The sequence below is a fragment of the Pseudomonas kuykendallii genome (assembly GCF_900106975.1).
GTDB classification, from domain to species: domain Bacteria; phylum Pseudomonadota; class Gammaproteobacteria; order Pseudomonadales; family Pseudomonadaceae; genus Pseudomonas_O; species Pseudomonas_O kuykendallii.
In genome coordinates, this window is record NZ_FNNU01000003.1 from 247,373 (window position 1) to 266,350 (window position 18,978).

Consider the following 18,978-nt stretch of genomic DNA (forward strand, 5'->3'; position numbering starts at 1 on the left):
CCGCCATGAATCTGCCCGTGACAAGCCGCCCGCTGGAACCGGCCCTGTTCGCCCGTGCAGCCGACCTGGAGCGCCACCGCGTGGCGGCGGGCGGGCTGACGGTGGTCGCGCTGCACGCCGGTGATCGCCTGCAGGTGATCGACATCGAAGGCGACCAGCCTGCCGAACTGCTGGCCTTCGCCGAGGACGGGCGCGAAGCGCTTTCGGCCCTTGGCCTGCAGGCCAGCAGCGGTGCCAACGCCATCGTCCGCCTGTTGCACGACGGCAGCCGCGAATCGCACCACGTCACCCGCGGCCTGGCCGGGCGTGGGGTGGACTGTCGCCACCTGCCGGCCGCCGCGCGGTTGTGGCCCGCGGCGACACCGGCGGGTTTCAGCCGTGAATTGCAGGCCAGCGCGGCACTCTGCGTGATCGTCGCCGCGCCGGGCGGATCTGTCGCCGTGGACAGCCAGCAGCGCGCCAGCGAGCTGCGTCTGCTGATCCACCGCGCCAACCCGTCAGGGCTCTGGCTGCCGCCACTGCCGGCGCCACTGGGCGAGGTGATCGACGAGTTCACCATCCACCCTGGTACTGCCCGCGACTACGTCGTCGCCGCCGGGCAGTTCATTCAGGTGATCGACGTCGCCGGGCGCCAGTGTTCGGATTTCGTCGCCTTCGACCGTCGCGGCCTCGACACCGGGCGCGAGATCGACCTCGACCCCACCGTCACCCGCACCCTGAATGGCAGCGCCTACCCGGGCCCCGGCCTGTTCAGCCGCTTCTACGACCGCGACATGCAGCCGATGCTCGGAGTGGTGCGCGACACCGTCGGCCGCCACGACACCTTCGCCCTGGCCTGCGCCGCGCGTTACTACGAGGCCCATGGCTACTTCGGCCACGCCAACTGCAGCGACAACATCAGCCGCGCCGTGACCGCGCACGGCGTGAGCCCGCGTGCCGGCTGGCCGGCGATCAACTTTTTCTACAACACCGGCATCGACGCCCATCAGCAGCTGACGCTGGACGAACCCTGGTCGCGTCCCGGCGATTACGTGCTGCTCAAGGCGATGACCGACCTGCTCTGCGCCAGCAGTTCCTGTCCGGACGACATCGACCCGGCCAACGGCTGGCAGCCCACCGATATCCATATCCGCGTGTATTCCGAGAAGGAGCGTTTCAGTCTCGCCATGGCCACTCGAAAAACAGCAGATGCCGACCCGGTGCTGACCCGCGAAAGCGGCTTTCACGCCGGCACCTCGGCCCTCACCCGGCAGTTCGTCGACTACCGCGGCTTCTGGACGCCGACCCGCTTCGACGGTTACGGCGCCACCGAGGAATACCACGGCTGCCGGGAGCGCGTGGCGGTGATGGACCTCTCCGCGTTGCGCAAATTCGAGGTGCTCGGCCCCGACGCCGAAGCGCTGCTCGACTACTGCCTGACCCGCGATGTGCGCAAGCTCGCGGTGGGCCAGGTGGTCTATTCGGCGATGTGCTACGAGCATGGCGGCATGCTCGACGACGGCACCCTGCTGCGCCTGGGCGCCGATGCGTTCCGCTGGATCGGCGGCGAGGACTACGCCGGCGTCTGGCTGCGCGAGCAGGCCGCAAAACTGGGCATGAAGGTGTGGATAAAGAGCGCTTCCGAGCAGATCCACAACGTCGCGGTGCAGGGCCCGCTGAGCCGCCAGCTGCTCGCGCAGATGATCTGGACGCCGGGCACTCAACCCAAGCTGGAAGAACTGGGCTGGTTCCGCTTTCTGGTCGGCCGCCTGGACGATTACAACGGCCCGCCCGTGATGGTCTCGCGCACCGGCTACACCGGCGAGCTGGGCTACGAAATCTGGTGCCATCCGCAGGATGCGCTGCAGGTCTGGCAACGCCTGTGGCAGCTCGGCGAACCCATGGGCCTGGTGCCGTTGGGCCTGGAGGCGCTGGACATGCTGCGTATCGAAGCCGGGCTGATCTTCGCCGGCTACGAATTCGACGACCAGACGGACCCGTTCGAGGCCGGCATCGGCTTCTGTGTGCCACTCAAGAGCAAGGCCGCGGACTTCATCGGCCGCGACGCCCTATCGCGGCGCAATGCCGCACCTCGCCACAGGCTGGTCGGCCTGCACCTGGAAGGCAACGAAACCGCCGCCCATGGTGACTGCGTACACGACGGGCGCGCGCAGATCGGCGTGATCACCAGTGCCACCCGCTCGCCCGTGCTGGGCCGCAACATCGCCCTGTGCCGGCTGGATGTCGGCTACTGCGAGCCCGGCACCGTCGTCGAGATCGGCAAGCTCGATGGCCAGCAGAAGCGCATTCGCGCGCAGGTCGGCGCCAGCACCGTCGCCTACGACCCTGACAAGAGCCGGGTACGCGCCTGAACGCACCGGGTGTGGACGGAGAATTGCTTGGGGATGGCCATTCAATCTCACGGAGGATGGGCCGATGTGGTTCCGCAATGCATCCCGAAACCTGGCCAGCGAACTCAGTCAGTGGCTCAACCGCCTGTGCGACGGCCAGCCCGTCTCTGCGCCCGCGCCGCTGCAACAGCACACCGCGTTGTCCAGCAGCCTGCTGCGTCTGCAGCATGAGTGGGACGCGCTGCAGCACGTTCGCCAGCAGGCCGAACGCCAGCCAGCGCCCCCCTGCAGTGCCGACGAATACGTGGCACTCGAGGCCGATCTCAAGGAGGCACGCAAGCAGATTGGCGAGCTGCTCCAGGAACGCGAGGACAGCCAGCGGCGCCTGCACGCGCTGGACGCCGAGCGTGCCCACTGGGACGAAGAGCGCCAGGTGTGGGAGCTGACCAAGCGCACGCTCACCGAAGGCTGCTGGGCGATGAACGTGGTGGCGGGCGACCCCGATCACCCGCAGAACCTGATCCGCTGGTCCGAGCAGTTCCGCGAACTGATCGGCTACAGCGCCCAGGAATTTCCCGACGGTTGGGACAGCTACTTCAAGTTGGTCAACCCCGATGACCTGAAACAGGTCATGCAGGTGTTCAACGCGTCGATGGTCGACACCGGCGGCGACGGCTTCTACGCCGTGGAGTACCGCATGCGCCACAAGGTGCGCGGCGAAGTGTGGTTCCGCGAACGTGGCCGCTGCCTGCGCGATGCCCAGGGCCGGCTGGTCTACGTCACCGGAGCGGTACGCGAGATCACGGACGAGAAGACCGCCGCCACGCTGCACCAGCGCGAGCAGGCCAACATCCAGGCCACCTACGCGCAGATCGCCCAGGTCGCCGGAGTGATCCGCAGCATCGCCGAACAGACCAACCTGCTGGCGCTCAATGCCGCCATCGAAGCGGCACGGGCGGGCGATCAGGGCCGCGGCTTCGCCGTGGTCGCCGATGAAGTGCGCAACCTGGCGCGGCGCACCCAGGAGTCGGTACAGCAGATTCAGGGCATGTTGCAGAAGGAGCGCGCCGGCGAACCAACGGCAGGCACCCCGCTGAAAACGTGAGCGGAAAACGTGCGTGAAAATAGCCAACGTCTCCGCTCGCCTCCTCGTCGATTTCCCTCCCACTGGCACACACATTGCTTTCTCAAAGAGAAACTTTGTTTATCAAAAATAAAAAATTCCGGTTCAACCTGCCTTCGCACCACTCAGTCCAATAAACCGCTTTCGAGGATTCAGTAATGGAAGACAAGAAGACCCCGCCGACGCTCGAGGAGCTGCAGGCCCTGATCGAAATGACCAACACCCTGAACATGGAAATGTTCTATTGGTGGTGTACCGCATTGATGATCTGCATCCACGCAGGTTTTCTATCTTACGAGATTGGCGCCTCGCGCCTGAAAAACGCCCTGGCGGCGGGCGTGAAGAACATCCTCGCGTTCGGCTTCATCGTCCCCAGCGTGTTCCTGCTCGGCTGGGCCATTTACAACGCCTTCCCCGACGGCCTGGTGCCGCGCATGGACGCGCTGATGGCCGGCATGCCGTGGAGCCAGTCCATGGGCCCGAACATCCAGGACAACGCCACCGGCATCTTCTGGGGCGCGTTCGCGCTGTTCGCTGCCACCACCGGCTCGATTCTCTCCGGGGCGATCATCGAACGGGCGCGGATGAGCGCCTTCATCATCATGACCATCGTCCTCGGCGGCTTTCTCTGGCTGCTGGCGGCAGCCTGGGGCTGGCACCCGGAAGGCTGGCTGACCGTGAAATGGGGCTACCATGACGTCGGCGCCGCGGGCGTGGTGCACATGATCGCCGGCTTCTTCGCCCTCGGCGTGCTGATCAACCTCGGCGCGCGCATCGGCCGCTTCAACCCGGACGGCAGCGCCAACGCCATCGTCGGCCACAGCATGCCGATGAGCGTGGTCGGCCTGATGCTGATCATCGTCGGATTCTTCGGCTTCCTCGGCGGCTGCATCATCTACAACTCGGGTGCGCAGTGGATCAACATCTACGGCCAGCCGACCAACCTTTCGGCGTTTTCCTTCAATACCCTGATGGGCTTCGCCGGCGGCCTGATCGGCGCCTACCTGACCACCCGTGAACCCTACTGGATGATGTCGGGCGGTCTGGTCGGCATCATCTCGGTGGCGCCTGGCCTGGACCTCTACCACCCCGGGCTGGCCTACCTGATCGGCATGGGCGTTTCGGCCCTGGCACCGCTGGTCAACAACCTGCTGCTCAAGCTCAAGCTGGACGATGCGGTCGGCGCCTTCGCCGTGCACGGCTTCGGCGGTTTCGCCGGGCTGGTGATCAGCGGCATCTTCCTGGCCGGTTACCCCAACGTGAACGGCATGCCGGAGATCAGTTTCTTCGGCCAACTCGGCGGCGCGCTGGTCATGGCGGCGCTGGGCTTCTTCCCCGGCTACGGCATCTCCTACGCCCTGAAGAAGGCCGGCATCCTGCGGGTTCCGGCGCATGCCGAAGAGCGTGGCCTGGACCTCACCGAAGTACCGGCCCAGGCCTACCCGGAGTGGAGCAGCATGTACGGCCAGAGCAGCACGGTGGGTGGCAGCGCCGCACCGAGCACCGCCATAGCCCAATGACCCCCGGCCGGCCGTGAACGCGGCCGGCTCATCTCAAGGACTCATCCCAAGGAGTAGTGCCATGAGCATCACCACCTACGAAGGCGCCAGCGCCGTATTCACCTTCGCCGACAAGCCCGCCATCCTGGCCTTCATCAGCTTTCTGGTGGCGGCCACCAGCCTCTATGCACTGATCGCCACCGTCATTCACGAGAAGCACAGCTACGCGCTGCCGGACGAAGACCTCGACAAGCTGAAGTGACCCCCTCGACCGGCAGCGATCGCTGCCGGTCATCCCCCCGCTCCACGCCCCTCCGCGATACCCATCAGGCAGCAGAACAGCGCCTCGCGCACCATGACAATGCATTGCATTCGCGCCCCGCTCGGCGGCATTCCCGGCCTCTCGTAACAAGTTGTTTCAGCTCAATGAGTTAGCGGAAAAAAAGCCGGTGAACGGCACTTTTGGCAGGCCAATTGCTTTACTGAAAGGGAATTTAATTGCCCCACAGGAATATAATCAGCGCACCCGCCTGATGCTTCCAGGGGCCGAAAAATCCGGTGCGCCGCCGACAGCGGCCGGATAACTTTCCCGTCGGTTGGAGGCAGCAGGCAATGGTTCGGTTTGCACAGATTGGCCGCAGTATGTTCGTTCTTCCCCTGGTTCTTGGCAGTACCGTCGCCCTTGCCGACGAGGCGATACCGACGATCGACAGTGGCGATACGGCCTTCGTGGCGCTCTGCTCGCTGGTCGTGTTACTGATGACCCTGCCGGGGCTCGCGCTCTTCTACGGCGGCATGGCACGGACCAAGAACGTGCTGTCGATCCTCATGCAGGTGTTCTGCACCGCCTCGCTGATGTCGGTGCTGTTCGCGATCTACGGCTACAGCCTGACCTTCACCGACGGCGGCCCGCTGCAGGCGATGATCGGCGGCGTGGATAAGCTGTTCATGCTTGGCATCACCAAGGACTCGGTAGTCGGCACCATTCCGGAGTACCTGTACTTCCTGTTCATGCTGCTGTTCGCCGCCATCACGCCGGCGATCATCGTCGGCGGCTTCGCCGAGCGCATGAAGTTCTCGGCGGTGATGGTGTTCATGGCCGTGTGGCTGACCATCAACTACATCCCCATGGCGCATATGGCCTGGGGCGGCGGCTGGGTGTTCAACCTTGGCGTGCAGGACTTCGCGGGTGGCAACGTGGTGCACCTGAACGTCGGTATCGCCGCGCTGGTGGGCGCCTGGTTGCTGGGGCGCCGTCGTGGCTTCGGCACGCCGTCCCTGGCGCCGCACAACATGACCATGACGCTCACCGGCGGCTCGCTGCTGTGGGTCGGCTGGCTGGGTTTCTGCGGTGGCTGCGCGCTGGCGGCCAACGGCTACGCCATGCTGATAATGGTCAACACGATGCTCGCCAGCTGTGCCGGCGCATTGGGCTGGATGGTCGTCGAATGGCAGCACCGTGGCCGTCCGAGCATGTTCGGCGCGCTGTCCGGGGCCATCGCCGGCCTGGTGGCCATCACCCCGGCATGCGGTTTCGTCGGGCCCATGGGCGCCATCCTGCTCGGCCTCATCGCCGGCCCGGTATGTGTCTGGTCGGTGGAAAAACTCAAACCGATGATCGGCCTGGATGACTCCTTCGACGTGTTCGGCGTGCATGGCGTGGCCGGCATCCTCGGCGGCCTGCTGACGCCCGTGTTCGCGCACACCGCCATCGGTGGCCAGGGCTTCGCCGAAGGCCGCGACCTGTTCAGCCAGTTGCTGGTCAACGGCGGCGCCATCCTGTTCAGCATCACCTTCTCGGCCATCACCAGCCTGATCGCCTACAAGGTCGCCGGCCTGCTGTGCCGCGGTCTGCGTGTGGATGAAGAAACCGAGCTCGACGGCCTCGACCTCTCCTCCCACGGCGAAGTGGGCTACAAGTACTCGAACTAAGGGCTAAGGCGATGAAACTGATCACCGCGATCATCAAACCGTTTCTACTCGACGGCGTGCGTGAAGCGCTCACCGAGGTGGGCGTCAATGGCGTCACGATCACCGAAGTCAGGGGCTACGGCCGCCAGAAAGGCCACACGGAAGTCTACCGGGGCGCCGAGTACGAGGTGCAGATGCTGCCCAAGGTCAAACTGGAGCTGGTGGTAGCGGACAACTTCTCCCCGGCGGCTGTGGAGGCCATCCTGAAAGCCACCCGTACCGGCAAGATCGGCGATGGCAAGGTGTTCATCCAGGACCTCGAAAGGATCGTGCGGATCAGAACCGGCGAGCTGGACGACAGCGCCGTCTGACGACGGCAGCCAGCCCCACCCGGGGCCGGCCGATATCCCCTTTGCCTGGACGGGGTGCATTGGCACCCCGCTCGGGCAGCCCCGCTGGCCTGATCCCCGCACCCAGGATCTTTCGAGGTTTCAGCGCGAACCGCCTTGCGAGCACTCCCCCCGGCGATCCGCGAAACGAAAGACGCAGGGACCGGCGCCCTTTCCCCTCTTCCCACGATGCATGGCGAGATTTCCCGCGCACTTCGCAAGGCCATGCAGTTTCACACTCGATGACGCATGTGCCCCGCCAGACTTCGCCTCTCGTGCCCTACCTCGCGCCAAACAAGCTCCGGCGCGGCGTCGACAGCCCTAGCTCACCGGGCTGAACAGCTTCAGGCCGACCACCCCGCAGATGATCAGCATCAGGCACACCAGCCGCGCCAGCGTGGCCGGCTCGTGAAGAAAGAGAATCCCATAGATCGCCGTACCGACCGCCCCGATGCCGACCCACACCGCATAGGCAGTGCCCATCGGCAGGTAGCGGGCCGACAGGGTCAGCAGGTACATGCTCAGTGCGATGAAGAAGAGGCAGTAGAGGCTCGGCCAAAGCCGCGTGAAGCCCTGCGTACGGGGAATGGCAGAGGCGTACATCACTTCGCAGATGCCGGCGGTGAGCAGGATCGCCCAGGCCCAGGATGCAGTCATTTGACGCCTTTCAGATGCACAAAAGCCGGCTTTTCCGCTTGGGAAAAGCCGGCTGATGGGTGGGGTCAGTAACCCTGTCCAGGCACCCAACTGGTGCCGGCCAAGGGTACGCGGGCCATGGCGGCGGACTCGACGGTCAACGCGACCAGATCCTCGGGGTCGAGGTTGTGCAGGTGCGACTTGCCGCAGGCGCGGGCCATGGTCTGGGCTTCCAGCACCAGCACGCGCAGGTAGTTCGCCAGGCGTCGGCCGCCTTCGACCGGGTCGAGGCGCTTGGACAGGTCCGGGTCCTGGGTGGTGATGCCCGCCGGATCGCGACCATTCTGCCAATCGTCGTAGTAGCCGGCCGCCGAACCGATCTTCTTCAGCTCTTCGTCCAGGCGCGGATGGTTGTCGCCCAGGGCGATCAGCGCGGCGGTGCCGATGGCAACGGCATCGGCGCCCAGGGCCATGGCCTTGGCTACGTCGGCGCCGTTGCGGATGCCGCCGGAGACGATCAGCTGCACCTTGCGGTGCATGCCCATTTCCTGCAGCGCCTGCACGGCTTGCGGGATGGCCGGCAGAATCGGGATGCCAACGTGTTCGATGAACACTTCCTGAGTCGCGGCAGTACCGCCCTGCATGCCGTCCAGCACGATCACGTCGGCGCCGGCTTTCACCGCCAGTTTCACGTCGTAATACGGCCGGCTGGCGCCAACCTTCACGTAGATGGGTTTCTCCCAGTCGGTGATCTCGCGCAGCTCGGCGATCTTGATCGCCAGGTCGTCCGGGCCGGTCCAGTCCGGGTGACGGCAGGCAGAACGCTGGTCCACACCGATGGGCAGCGTGCGCATCCCCGCGACGCGCTCGGTGACCTTCATGCCCAGCAGCATGCCGCCGCCGCCCGGCTTGGCGCCCTGCCCCAGTACGATTTCGATGGCGTCGGCCTTGCGCAGATCGTCCGGGTTCATGCCGTAGCGCGACGGCAGGTACTGATACACCAGATGCTGCGACTGGCCGCGCTCTTCCGGGGTCATGCCGCCGTCGCCGGTGGTGGTGCTGGTGCCGGCGATGCTGGCGCCACGACCGAGGGCTTCCTTGGCGTTGGCCGACAGCGCGCCGAAGCTCATGCCGGCGATGGTCACGGGGATCTTCAGGTGCAGCGGCTTCTTGGCGAAGCGGTTGCCGAGGATGACATCGGTGCCGCACTTCTCGCGGTAGCCTTCCAGCGGATAGCGCGACATGCTGGCGCCAAGCAGCAGCAGGTCGTCGAAGTGCGGCAGCTTGCGCTTGGTGCCGCCGCCGCGAATGTCGTAGATGCCGGTTTCGGCGGCACGCTGGATTTCCTGGATGGTCAGGCGGTCGAAGGTGGCCGACTCGCGCAGGACAGGGGGTTGTTTCTCGCTCATGGAGACGCTCCTCGAAAGATATCACCCGTGGGAGCGCGCGGGACGCCTGGTCCGGGCGCGCTGGCCCGCTCCCACAGGGAAGTTGGTCAGTACGCGCTGGCGTTATCGACCTTGAAGTTGTACAGCTGGCGAGCCGAGCCGTAGCGTTTGAAATCGGCGGCGTTTTCCTTGAACCCGGCGCGATTGAGCAGCGCCTGCAGCTCCTCGATGTGCTCGGCACGCATCTCTTTCTCGATGCAGTCCGAACCCAGCGACTCGACGCTGCCTTTGACGAAAATCCTGGTTTCGTACAGCGAATCGCCCAGCGCATCGCCGGCATCGCCACACACCACCAGCCGTCCGGCCTGGCCCATGAAGCAGCTCATGTGGCCGATGCTGCCACCGACCACGATGTCGATGCCCTTCATGGAAATGCCGCAGCGTGCGCCGGCATCGCCTTCGATGACCAGCAGGCCGCCATGAGCGGTTGCACCGGCGGCCTGGGAGGCGCTGCCCTTGACGCGCACATAGCCGCTCATCATGTTCTCGGCGCAGCCCACGCCGACGTTGCCGTGCACGGTGACCGAGGCCTTCTGGTTCATGCCCGCGCAGTAATAGCCGGCATGCCCCTGGATATCGATGGAGATGGCTTCGTTGACGCCGACCGCGAGGTTGTGGGCGCCGTTGGGATGGGTCACAACCCACTCGCGCTCGTCGACAGCCTGGGCCTGGTCGTGCAGGGCCTGGTTGAGGTCACGCACGCTGGCGCTGGAAAGATCGATGGTTTTCATGCTGCGTGCTCCTTCTTGCGTTCCCAGATGTACAGGGTGGCGGGAACCGGTTCCCAGACCTTGGCCTTGTCGATGCCCGGCAGGCTGGACAGCGCCTGGTATTCCGAGGCCATGGCGACGTAGTCGTCGGTCTCGGCGAGGATCGCCGGCTTGCAGGCGATCGGGTCGCGGATCACCGCAAAGCCGTTGCGGGTGCCGATGGCGAAGGTGAAGAAGCCGTCCAGCGCCTCCAGCGAGCTATCCAGCGCCTGCTTCAGCGAGTCGCCCTGCTGCAGGCGCCAGGCCAGGTAACCGGCGGCGACCTCGGTGTCGTTCTCGGTCTCGAAGTGAATGCCTTCGCGGCGCAGTTCCTGGCGCAGGCGGAAGTGGTTGGACAGCGAGCCGTTGTGCACCAGGCAGAGGTCGGCGCCGGTGGAGAACGGGTGGCTGCCTTCCATGGTCACCGCGCTTTCGGTGGCCATGCGGGTGTGGCCGATGATGTGGCTGCCCTTCATCGAAGCCAGGCCGAAGCGCTCGGAAATCTCCCGCGGCAAGCCCATGCCCTTGAGAATCTCGATGCTCTGCCCGGCGCTCATGATGCGCACGCTCGGCGCCAGCTCGCTCAACGCGGCGCGCACGGCACTTTCTTCGGCCTTGATCTTGAGCACGATGGCGCTGGCGTTCTGAAACCAGTCCAGCTCGGCGCCGAGCTTTTTCCCCACGGCCTTAACCAGGGCCGCGAAGTCAAAGCCCTCGGTGGTCGCCTGCAGGGTCAGCTTGACCCAGCCATCGGCCACTTCATCGCCATAGATGGCAAAGCCGGCGCTGTCCGGGCCGCGGTCGGTCATGGCCTCGAGCATCGGCTCGAACAGCTTGCCGAGCTGCGATTCCAGCTGCGGATTTTTCAGGTAAAGCCCCACGATTCCACACATAGCTAAAACTCCTGGGCAGAAGGCGCCCTACCCACGGGCGGGCGCCGGAAAACGGTTGAACGAAGAGGTCGGATTAGAAGAATTCGGTGTAGCGCTTGATCTCCCAGTCGGAGACGTGCCGGCTGTACTCCACCCATTCCATGCGCTTGAGCTTGATGAACTCGCCGACGATCTCCTTGCCCATCACCTCGGCGAACAGCGAGTCGGCTTCCAGCGCATCGCAGGCTTCCTTGAGCGACTGCGGCAGGGTCTTGATGCCTCGCGCGGCAATGGCTTCGAGGCCCAGCGCGTAGAGGTTTTCGTTGCAGATCTGATCGGGCATCAGCTGGCGGTCGATGCCGTCGAGCCCGGCGGCGATGATCGCGGCGCTGACCAGGTACGGGTTGCAGCCGGCGTCCGGCAGGCGGAACTCCAGGCGGCCATAGGGCACCCGCACCATCGCCGAGCGGTTGTTGGCGCCAAAGGCGATGAACGCCGGCGCCCAGGTGGCGCCGGACAGCGAGTTGCCGACCACCAGGCGCTTGTAGGAATTCACCGTCGGCGCGGCGAAGGCGCACAACGCCGGGCCATGGGCCAGCAGGCCGGCGGCGAAGTGATAGGCGAGCTTCGACAGGCCCATGCCGTTCTTGTCACTGGCATCGAAGAACAGGTTCTTGCTCTCGGCGCTGGCGAGGGACAGGTGGAAGTGCATGCCATTGCCGGCCCGCCTCGGGTCCGGCTTGGGCATGAACGAGCAGATCATGCCCAGGTCGTTGGCGATCTCGCCGGCGGCCATGCGGAAGAAGGTGAAGCGGTCCGCCGACTCCATGGCATCGCTGTAGGTGTAATTGATCTCGAACTGGCCGTTGGCGTCTTCGTGGTCGATTTGGTAGATGTCGAAACCGACCGGCTGCAGCGCCTCCGTCAGCTTTTCCAGAAACTCGCGGGAGCGCGACAGGCCCTTGTAGTCGTAGCAGGGCTTGTCGAGGTTATCGCTGGCATCGACCAGTTGCAGCGTGCCGGACTCGTCGCGACGCATCAGGTTGAATTCCGGCTCCAGGCCGGTATTGAGCGTCCAGCCGCGCGCCTTCAGGCGTTCCACTTGTTGCTGCAGTACATAGCGGCTGTCGTAGGGCCAGGGTTGCCCGTCGACATGCCCGATACACACGACCCGCCCGTAACCCGGCTGCCACGGTACGGGGATCAGGGTCGACAGATCGCCCTTGGCCATGAAATCCGGCCCGTGGGGCTCCATGCCCATGCCGCAGATGGCGAAACCCGCAAACCCTGCCCCCGCTTCCGCCACCGCCTCGAGGCCCGACACCGGCACCGATTTGGTCTTGGCCGAGCCATGGATATCCACGAACTGGGCAAGGACATACTTGATCGCGTGTTTCTCGATGACCTGTTGGGTTTCGCTTGGCAACATCACGTGGCTCCTGTCGACTCGGTGATTATTCCAATAAGGAAATTAACTTTCCCATTAAGAATGCAATCAACTTGCCAATCCCGGCCGTCGCAGGCGAGAGCCAGACACCACGCGGGTTTTCTTCTATCCGCAGGGGAAAAGTGTTTTCATAGCAGGAAATTCACACCCCCTGGCATGCACCGTTGCAATGCAGCCTGATCATTCCTGGTGCGAATCTATTATTCATATTTAGAAAATGGCAGTGCATGAGCAAGAGCATAGAGACTCCACCCCGTTTGCAGCTTGAGCAGTACCTGGGCATGCAGATTCGCCGCCAGCGCCTCGCCCAGGAATTGAAAATCGCCGAGGTCGCGCGCATTGCCGGCATCAGCCAGGGCATGCTCAGCAAGATCGAGAACGCCCAGGTATCCACCAGCCTTGACACCCTCAGCCGGCTCTGCGACGTGCTCGGCATGCCGATGTCCAAGCTGTTCAGCCAATATGATCAGCAAGGCAGCGGCGCGCTCCTGGTGAAAGCCAATGAAGGACTCGAGGTGGTGCGCCGTGGCACCGAGAAGGGCCACACCTATCATTTGCTGAACCACACCCGCGGGCCGAAGAAGAGCTTCGAGGCCTATATGGTCAGCATGGACGATGCCAGCGAGGAGTTTCCGACCTTCTCCCACCCGGGCACCGAGTTCCTGCACCTGCTCGAAGGCGAACTGGTGTACCGCCACGGCAACCAGCTCTACGCCATGCAGGCCGGCGACAGCCTGACCTTCGACGCCGAAGTCCCCCACGGCCCGGAGAAGCTGGTGCAGGTGCCGATTCGGCTGTTGTCGATCATGAATTACGGGAAGGACTGATCGAACAAGGAACTGCCCAAACTTTTAGACACGTCGATAGATAAAGGTATGGGCGGTTGGTTGGAAGCGAGTGACTGCAAGCGGCCGATTCTGTTGATAAAGTCGGCCTTGGCCAGAGGCGCCTTTCCAATGTTCGAAAAACGTACGATTTTGACGTTGCTGCGTAAAAACCAAGGTAGGTCAGTCTTCCGTACGACTCAGATTTCTACATAAACAACACTCTTTTATGGGCAGAAATCGCCAAGGGACTTTTTCAACAGAATCGGCCGCATGCTGCCCTTCCCACCGAAGCTCAACCCTTACCACTCACTCAACTTACTAGCCAACAACTGCGCCTCCTCCTTCATCGCAACCGCCAATGCCTTGCGCCTCGCTTCTGTCATCCGCGGACGTGCCAAAGCGCAGCTGAGCGCACCCAGCGCCGCGCCATCGGCGATCACGATGGGTACCGCAAGGCCGGTGTAGCCCGGTAACCGCCGATCCGCCAGGCCGCTGGCGAAGCCAAGGCGGCGCACGCTGTCCAGGCTGTCGATGATTCGTTCGATTTCCAGGCCGTAGTCCAAACGCAGCACCGCCGCGTTGTGCTGCAGGATCTCGTTGCGCTCGGCGCGTGGCATCTGCGCCAGCAGCACGTGCGAGGCCTGGCCCACGCCCATGGGAATGCGCCCGCCGACCATGCCACTGTAGCTCTGTACCGGCTGTTCGCCCGTCAGCAGGTCCAGACACAGCACGTGGTAGCCGTCCGGCACCAGCAGGAAGAAGCTGTCGCCGAAACGTTGCGCCAGGCGCAGCAGCACCGGGCGCACCAGTTCGCGGATAGCGCTGGCATTGCCGGCCTGGGCGCCGAGGGCGAAGAGTTCGTAGCCCAGCACGTAGCGCCCGCGTTGCGTGGCCGGGCGCACGAAGCCCTGACGGCGCAGAGCCTGCAACAGGCGGTAGGCGGTCGGCCGTGAACAACCACACGCCTCGCACAGCTCATCCAGCGCGGCACCCTGCACGCCCGCCGTCGCGATGCGGCGTAATAGATGAAAGGCCCGCTCCAGGCTTTGGGTGCCGCTCATGCCGTTCTCACATGCTGATAAAGAAGTGCCGGCGAACACGGTGCAAGTTGCGCGCCGCCCACTCCACGGCAAGCTCGGCGCAGGTTCTTTCGGTGCGTACGGCGCACCCCACGTTGCCCTGGAGAATGTGCATGTACCCGCAGATCGAACGCGTCGATGGCGACAGCCGCCTGCCCAGCGAAAGCGAGGTCGCCATCATCGGCGGCGGCATCATCGGCATCTGCACCGCCTACTGGCTGGCCGCGCGCGGCATTCCGGTGGTGCTTCTGGAAAAGGGCGTGATCGCCGGCGAGCAGTCCTCACGCAACTGGGGCTGGTGCCGCAGCATGGGCCGCGACCTCGCGGAAATCCCCCTGGCCCTGGCCAGCCTGCAGCTGTGGCAAACCTGGCAGGACGAGTGGCCCGGCGACCTCGGCTTTCGCCGCAGCGGCGTGCTCTACGCCTGTGAAACCCCGCAGCAGTTGCAGCAACAGGCCGACTGGTTAAAGGCCGCTCGCCACTACGGCGCCGACGCCCATCTAGTGCAGCGTGATGACCTGCGCAACCACTGGCCGGATGGCCTGCGTGCCGGCTGGAGTGGCGCCCTGCACGCCCCTGCCGATGGCCGTGCCGAACCGCAGCAGGCCACGGCGGTGATCGCTCGCCAGGCACAACGCCTGGGCGCACGCGTGCTGACCGGCTGTGCGGTGCGCGGCCTGGATATAGAAGGCGGACTCGTGGCCGGGTTGTTCACCGAGCGTGGCCGGCTGCGCTGCAACAGCGTGGTGCTGGCCGGCGGCGCCTGGTCGTCGCTGTTCTGCCGTCAGCACGGCATCCGCCTGCCGCAGCTCAAGGTGATCGCCTCGGTCCTGCGCACCGCGCCGATGCCCGGCGGCCCGGAGATCGCCGTGGGCGCCAGCCGCTATGCCTTTCGCAAACGCCTGGACGGCGGCTACACCATCGCCCAGCGCAACGGCAACCTGGCGCCTATCACCCCGGACAGTTTTCGTTATCTGCGCGACTTTCTTCCGGCGCTGGGCAAGCAGTACCGCGAGCTACGCCTGCGCCTGGATCACCACTTCCTCGATGAACTGCGCATACCGCGGCGCTGGGCTATGGACCAGCCCAGCCCGTTCGAGGCCTGCCGGGTGCTCGATCCGCAACCCTCGGCGAGCATCCTTGGCGAAGCCCGCCGCGAGCTGGCAAAGGCCTTTCCGTTCTTTCGCGACCTGCAGGTGGCGCAGAGCTGGGCCGGGATGATGGACGTGACCCCGGACGCGATCCCGGTGATCGGCCCGGTCGACAGCCTGCCGGGCCTGCTGCTCTCCACCGGCTATTCCGGCCATGGCTTCGGCATCGCTCCGGGTGCCGGGCACCTGCTCGCCGACCTCATCACCGGCGCCACGCCGTTGGTCGATCCCACGCCGTTCCGCTTTTCTCGGCTGTGACCGTAGGGTGCGCCGTGCGCGCCAACAGGCACCGTGGCAGCACCCGGTGCGCGCGGCGCACCCTACGCGCGCTTCCTGAACGTACTGGGCTGCGATCTTGTTTCCTTTAAGGATAAAAAAATTCCCTACAGGCATGGACACGAAGAATCCGTTCGCTTATAAAAACCACCAACACGAAAAATATATTCGTAGCAGTTAATTATCTTCGCGAGCGAATAACCGTTTCATTACTGAATATCTTCCTGCCGCCGCCCCGCAGAGGACTCGACATGCAACACGCCCAGAACCAGTACGTGATCAACATCAGTTGCCCGGCCACCTCGGGTATCGTCGCCGCGGTGGCGTCGTTTCTTGCCGAACATCAGTGCTACATCAGCGAGATGTCGCAGTTCGATGACGAGGTCAGCAGCACCTTCTTCATGCGCGCGGTGTTCCGCTTCAACACCGGCGTGACCGATGACCTGGCGAAGATCGAGGAAGGCTTCGCCGCGGTGGCCAGCACCTTCGACATGACCTGGGGCCTGTTCAGCACCAGCAAGCCGATGCGCGTGCTGTTGATGGTCAGCAAGTTCGACCATTGCCTGGCCGACCTGCTCTATCGCCACCAGAAGGGCGAGCTGAACATGGAGATCACCGCCATCGTCTCCAACCACCTCGACCTGCGTCCCATGGCCGAGCGCGAGGGCATTCGCTTCATCTACCTGCCGGTAACCAAGGACAGCAAGAGCGTCCAGGAAGCCGAGCTGATGAAGATCGTCGACGAAACCGGCACCGAGCTGGTGGTGCTGGCGCGCTACATGCAGATTCTCTCCAACAACCTGTGCAAACAGCTGACGGGCCGGGCGATCAACATCCACCACTCGTTCCTGCCCGGTTTCAAGGGGGCCAAGCCTTACCACCAGGCGTTCGAGCGCGGCGTGAAGCTGATCGGTGCTACCGCCCACTACGTCACCTCGGATCTCGACGAAGGCCCGATCATCGAGCAGGAAGTGCAGCGCGTGGATCACGCCCTGAAGCCCGATGACCTGGTCGCCATTGGCCGCGATACCGAAACCGTGGCGCTGTCGCGGGCCGTGAAGTACCACACGGAGCACCGCGTGTTCCTCAACGGCGACCGCACGGTGATCTTCCGATGAGTACCTTGATCGACGGCAAGGCCGCGGCCGCCCGCGTACTCGCCGAAGTGCAGGCGGAGGTCGGGCAACTGCAGGCCCAGGGCGTCGAACCGGCCCTGGCCGTGGTGCTGGTGGGGGACGATCCGGCCAGCCACGTCTACGTGCGCAACAAGGTTCTGCGCGCCGGTGAAGTGGGCATTCGTTCGCTCGAGTATCGCTTGCCGGCCGAGGCCAGTGCCGAGGCGGTGCTGGAAGTGGTCGCCGGGCTGAATGCCGACGCGGCCGTGCACGGCATCCTGGTGCAGTTACCACTGCCCGGACACATCGACGAAGTGCGCGTGCTGCAGGCCATCGACCCGGCCAAGGACGTCGACGGCTTCCACAGCGAGAACGTCGGCGGCCTCAGCCAGGGCCGCCCGGTGCTCACACCCTGCACTCCGGCCGGCTGCATGCGCCTGCTGCGCGACACCCTGGGCGATCTGTCCGGCAAGCACGCCGTGGTGGTCGGCCGCTCGAACATCGTCGGCAAACCGATGGCGGCGCTGCTGCTGGCGGCCAACTGCAGCGTCACCGTGCTGCACTCGCGCAGCATCAAGCCGGAGAAGCTCTGCGGCCAGGCCGACATCGTGATCGCCGCCGTCGGCCGCCCGCGGATGATCGGCGCCGACTGGATCAAGCCCGGCGCGGTGGTGATCGATGTCGGCATCAACCGCATCGACGAGAACGGCCGCTCGCGCCTGGTCGGCGATGTCGACTTCGACGCCGTGTTGCCGGTGGCCTCGGCCATCACCCCGGTGCCCGGCGGCGTCGGCCCCATGACCATCGCCCTGCTGATGCGCAACACCGTACTCGCCGCCCGGCAGCAGACCGGCCAGGCCCTTCAGGAGACCCGCTGATGCCTTTCTCGCTGCTCAAGTACGGCCTGTCGTCGGAGTATCCCGTCGAGGTCGACCTGCCCGCCCCCAAGGAGCTGAAAGCCGCCTATGACGTGGTGATCATCGGCGCCGGCGGGCATGGCCTGGCCACCGCCTACTACCTGTCCAGGTACCACGGCATCAGCAACATCGCGGTGCTGGAGAAAGGCTACCTGGGCGGTGGCAACACCGCGCGCAACACCGCGGTGATCCGCTCCAACTACCTGACCAGCGAAGGCGTGAAGTTCTACATCGAGTCGGTTCGGCTGTTCGAGAACCTCTCCAACGAGTTCGACTTCAACATCATGTATTCCAGCCGGGGCCAGCTCACCCTGGCCCACACCGACGCCACAGTGCGCGCGTTCCGCCAGCGCGCCGAAGTGAACAAGCACTTCGGCGGACGCACCGAGATGATCGACCGCCAGCAGATCCGCGAGCTGGTGCCGAGCCTCAACCTCGATCCCGGCCATATTCCGGTGCTCGCCGGCCTCTGGCACATCGACGGCGGCACCGCCCGCCACGACGCAGTGGCCTGGGGCTACGCCAAGCAGGCGGCCAAACGCGGCGTGGAAATCCATCAGCTCACCGAGGTGCAGGACTTCGTCGTCGAGAACGAGCGCGTCCGCGCCGTGAAGACCAACCGCGGCACCATCGCCTGCGGCTGCGTGGTGCAGGCAGTCGCCGGCACCAGCTCGCTGCTGATGAACAAACTGAAGATCAAGGCGCCGATCCACACCTACCCGCTGCAGGCGATGGTGACCCAGCCGTTCAAGCCGTTCCTCGATCCGCTGGTGAGCTCCTCGGCCCTGCATTGCTACGTGCAGCAGACCAGCCGCGGCGAGATCGTCTTCGGCGGAGGCTCCGATCCCTACCCGCTGTACAACACCCGCTCGACCCTGGACCTCAAGGAAAGCCTGCTGGCCTCGGCCATCGAGATGTTCCCGTTCATGGCCAACGCCAAGCTGATGCGCCAGTGGGCCGGCATCACCGACATGACGCCCGACTACAGCCCGATCATGGGCCTGTCGCCCATCGACGGTTACTACCTGGACGCCGGCTGGGGCACCTGGGGGTTCAAGGCCACGCCAATCTGCGGCAAGACCATGGCCGAGCTGGTCGCCAGCGGCGGCAAGGTTCCGGAGCTGATCGCGCCGTTCGGCCTGGATCGCTTCAGCCGCTTCCAGCAGGTCAACGAAATGGGCGCCACGGCGGCCAGCCACTGACGGGTTA

General features: G+C 64.8%; 16 protein-coding genes and 1 pseudogene. 11 read left to right on the top strand and 6 right to left on the bottom strand.

The window, feature by feature from the left end; all coding sequences use genetic code 11:
• Positions 1-5 precede the first annotated feature (5 nt).
• The 6 genes and pseudogenes from BLV15_RS11130 to BLV15_RS11155 all read left to right on the top strand — a co-directional run bounded on the left by BLV15_RS11130 (position 6) and on the right by BLV15_RS11155 (position 7,234).
• Positions 6-2,351, top strand: a complete 2,346-nt coding sequence (locus BLV15_RS11130) for a trimethylamine N-oxide demethylase (RefSeq protein ID WP_090227971.1) — start codon at positions 6-8, stop codon at positions 2,349-2,351.
• A gap of 457 nt (positions 2,352-2,808) precedes the next feature.
• A pseudogene (locus tag BLV15_RS22510) lies at positions 2,809-3,367 on the top strand (PAS domain-containing protein); the annotation flags it as partial.
• Positions 3,368-3,611: 244 nt separating this feature from the next.
• Positions 3,612-4,973, top strand: coding sequence for an ammonium transporter (locus BLV15_RS11140; RefSeq protein ID WP_090227976.1), 1,362 nt, complete (start codon positions 3,612-3,614; stop codon positions 4,971-4,973).
• 61 nt (positions 4,974-5,034) lie between these two features.
• A complete protein-coding gene (locus BLV15_RS11145; RefSeq protein ID WP_090227978.1) occupies positions 5,035-5,214 on the top strand; it encodes a hypothetical protein in 180 nt (59 codons plus the stop codon).
• A 350-nt stretch (positions 5,215-5,564) separates the two neighbouring features.
• Positions 5,565-6,884 carry an ammonium transporter gene (locus BLV15_RS11150; RefSeq protein WP_090227981.1) on the top strand — a complete coding sequence of 440 codons (1,320 nt, stop codon included), beginning with the start codon at positions 5,565-5,567 and terminating at the stop codon, positions 6,882-6,884.
• An 11-nt stretch (positions 6,885-6,895) separates the two neighbouring features.
• On the top strand, positions 6,896-7,234 hold the full coding sequence (locus tag BLV15_RS11155) for a P-II family nitrogen regulator (RefSeq protein ID WP_090227983.1): 339 nt from the start codon (positions 6,896-6,898) through the stop codon (positions 7,232-7,234).
• A gap of 339 nt (positions 7,235-7,573) precedes the next feature.
• On the opposite strand, the gene BLV15_RS11160 is transcribed toward BLV15_RS11155, so the two are convergent.
• The 5 genes from BLV15_RS11160 to glnT all read right to left on the bottom strand — a co-directional run bounded on the left by BLV15_RS11160 (position 7,574) and on the right by glnT (position 12,386).
• Positions 7,574-7,909, bottom strand: a complete 336-nt coding sequence (locus tag BLV15_RS11160) for a DMT family transporter (RefSeq protein WP_090227985.1) — start codon at positions 7,907-7,909, stop codon at positions 7,574-7,576.
• Positions 7,910-7,974: 65 nt separating this feature from the next.
• Complete coding sequence (locus BLV15_RS11165) at positions 7,975-9,297, bottom strand: FMN-binding glutamate synthase family protein (RefSeq protein ID WP_090227988.1); 1,323 nt, start codon at positions 9,295-9,297, stop codon at positions 7,975-7,977.
• 86 nt (positions 9,298-9,383) lie between these two features.
• Entirely contained in the window at positions 9,384-10,067 is a 684-nt protein-coding gene (locus BLV15_RS11170) for a GltB/FmdC/FwdC-like GXGXG domain-containing protein (protein ID WP_090227990.1), read from the bottom strand.
• Entirely contained in the window at positions 10,064-10,978 is a 915-nt protein-coding gene (locus BLV15_RS11175) for a class II glutamine amidotransferase (protein ID WP_090227993.1), read from the bottom strand. The genes BLV15_RS11170 and BLV15_RS11175 overlap by 4 nt, the downstream gene beginning before the upstream one ends.
• A 73-nt stretch (positions 10,979-11,051) precedes the next feature.
• Positions 11,052-12,386: a type III glutamate--ammonia ligase gene (glnT, locus tag BLV15_RS11180; RefSeq protein ID WP_090227996.1), complete on the bottom strand. Its 1,335-nt coding sequence runs from the start codon at positions 12,384-12,386 to the stop codon at positions 11,052-11,054.
• Positions 12,387-12,631: 245 nt separating this feature from the next.
• Between glnT and BLV15_RS11185 the strand changes: the two genes are divergently transcribed.
• Entirely contained in the window at positions 12,632-13,231 is a 600-nt protein-coding gene (locus BLV15_RS11185; RefSeq protein ID WP_090227999.1) for a helix-turn-helix domain-containing protein, read from the top strand.
• A 299-nt stretch (positions 13,232-13,530) separates the two neighbouring features.
• Here BLV15_RS11185 and BLV15_RS11190 read toward each other — a convergent pair whose 3' ends face one another.
• Positions 13,531-14,292 carry an IclR family transcriptional regulator gene (locus tag BLV15_RS11190; protein ID WP_090228003.1) on the bottom strand — a complete coding sequence of 254 codons (762 nt, stop codon included), beginning with the start codon at positions 14,290-14,292 and terminating at the stop codon, positions 13,531-13,533.
• Positions 14,293-14,423: 131 nt separating this feature from the next.
• Here BLV15_RS11190 and BLV15_RS11195 point away from each other — a divergent pair, with 131 nt between their 5' ends.
• The 4 genes from BLV15_RS11195 to BLV15_RS11210 all read left to right on the top strand — a co-directional run bounded on the left by BLV15_RS11195 (position 14,424) and on the right by BLV15_RS11210 (position 18,971).
• Entirely contained in the window at positions 14,424-15,719 is a 1,296-nt protein-coding gene (locus tag BLV15_RS11195; protein ID WP_217632885.1) for an NAD(P)/FAD-dependent oxidoreductase, read from the top strand.
• A 269-nt stretch (positions 15,720-15,988) separates the two neighbouring features.
• On the top strand, positions 15,989-16,855 hold the full coding sequence (gene purU, locus BLV15_RS11200) for a formyltetrahydrofolate deformylase (RefSeq protein WP_090228008.1): 867 nt from the start codon (positions 15,989-15,991) through the stop codon (positions 16,853-16,855).
• Entirely contained in the window at positions 16,852-17,730 is an 879-nt protein-coding gene (gene folD / locus BLV15_RS11205; protein WP_090228012.1) for a bifunctional methylenetetrahydrofolate dehydrogenase/methenyltetrahydrofolate cyclohydrolase FolD, read from the top strand. The genes purU and folD overlap by 4 nt, the downstream gene beginning before the upstream one ends.
• The gene (locus tag BLV15_RS11210; RefSeq protein WP_090228013.1) at positions 17,730-18,971 is read left to right on the top strand and encodes an FAD-dependent oxidoreductase; all 1,242 of its coding nucleotides are present in this window, start codon (positions 17,730-17,732) and stop codon (positions 18,969-18,971) included. The genes folD and BLV15_RS11210 overlap by 1 nt, the downstream gene beginning before the upstream one ends.
• Positions 18,972-18,978: the final 7 nt, after the last annotated feature.

Bases quoted from the DNA above. Each gene is read 5' to 3' on its own strand.
- BLV15_RS11170 (WP_090227990.1), bottom strand. From the start codon at position 10,067: ATGAAAACCATCGATCTTTCCAGCGCCAGCGTGCGTGACCTCAACCAG.
- glnT (WP_090227996.1), bottom strand. From the start codon at position 12,386: ATGTTGCCAAGCGAAACCCAACAGGTCATCGAGAAACACGCGATCAAG.
- BLV15_RS11140 (WP_090227976.1), top strand. From the start codon at position 3,612: ATGGAAGACAAGAAGACCCCGCCGACGCTCGAGGAGCTGCAGGCCCTG.
- BLV15_RS11185 (WP_090227999.1), top strand. From the start codon at position 12,632: ATGAGCAAGAGCATAGAGACTCCACCCCGTTTGCAGCTTGAGCAGTAC.
- BLV15_RS11130 (WP_090227971.1), top strand. From the start codon at position 6: ATGAATCTGCCCGTGACAAGCCGCCCGCTGGAACCGGCCCTGTTCGCC.
- purU (WP_090228008.1), top strand. From the start codon at position 15,989: ATGCAACACGCCCAGAACCAGTACGTGATCAACATCAGTTGCCCGGCC.
- BLV15_RS11155 (WP_090227983.1), top strand. From the start codon at position 6,896: ATGAAACTGATCACCGCGATCATCAAACCGTTTCTACTCGACGGCGTG.
- folD (WP_090228012.1), top strand. From the start codon at position 16,852: ATGAGTACCTTGATCGACGGCAAGGCCGCGGCCGCCCGCGTACTCGCC.
- BLV15_RS11190 (WP_090228003.1), bottom strand. From the start codon at position 14,292: ATGAGCGGCACCCAAAGCCTGGAGCGGGCCTTTCATCTATTACGCCGC.
- BLV15_RS11160 (WP_090227985.1), bottom strand. From the start codon at position 7,909: ATGACTGCATCCTGGGCCTGGGCGATCCTGCTCACCGCCGGCATCTGC.
- BLV15_RS11145 (WP_090227978.1), top strand. From the start codon at position 5,035: ATGAGCATCACCACCTACGAAGGCGCCAGCGCCGTATTCACCTTCGCC.
- BLV15_RS11165 (WP_090227988.1), bottom strand. From the start codon at position 9,297: ATGAGCGAGAAACAACCCCCTGTCCTGCGCGAGTCGGCCACCTTCGAC.
- BLV15_RS11195 (WP_217632885.1), top strand. From the start codon at position 14,424: ATGTACCCGCAGATCGAACGCGTCGATGGCGACAGCCGCCTGCCCAGC.
- BLV15_RS11150 (WP_090227981.1), top strand. From the start codon at position 5,565: ATGGTTCGGTTTGCACAGATTGGCCGCAGTATGTTCGTTCTTCCCCTG.
- BLV15_RS11175 (WP_090227993.1), bottom strand. From the start codon at position 10,978: ATGTGTGGAATCGTGGGGCTTTACCTGAAAAATCCGCAGCTGGAATCG.
- BLV15_RS11210 (WP_090228013.1), top strand. From the start codon at position 17,730: ATGCCTTTCTCGCTGCTCAAGTACGGCCTGTCGTCGGAGTATCCCGTC.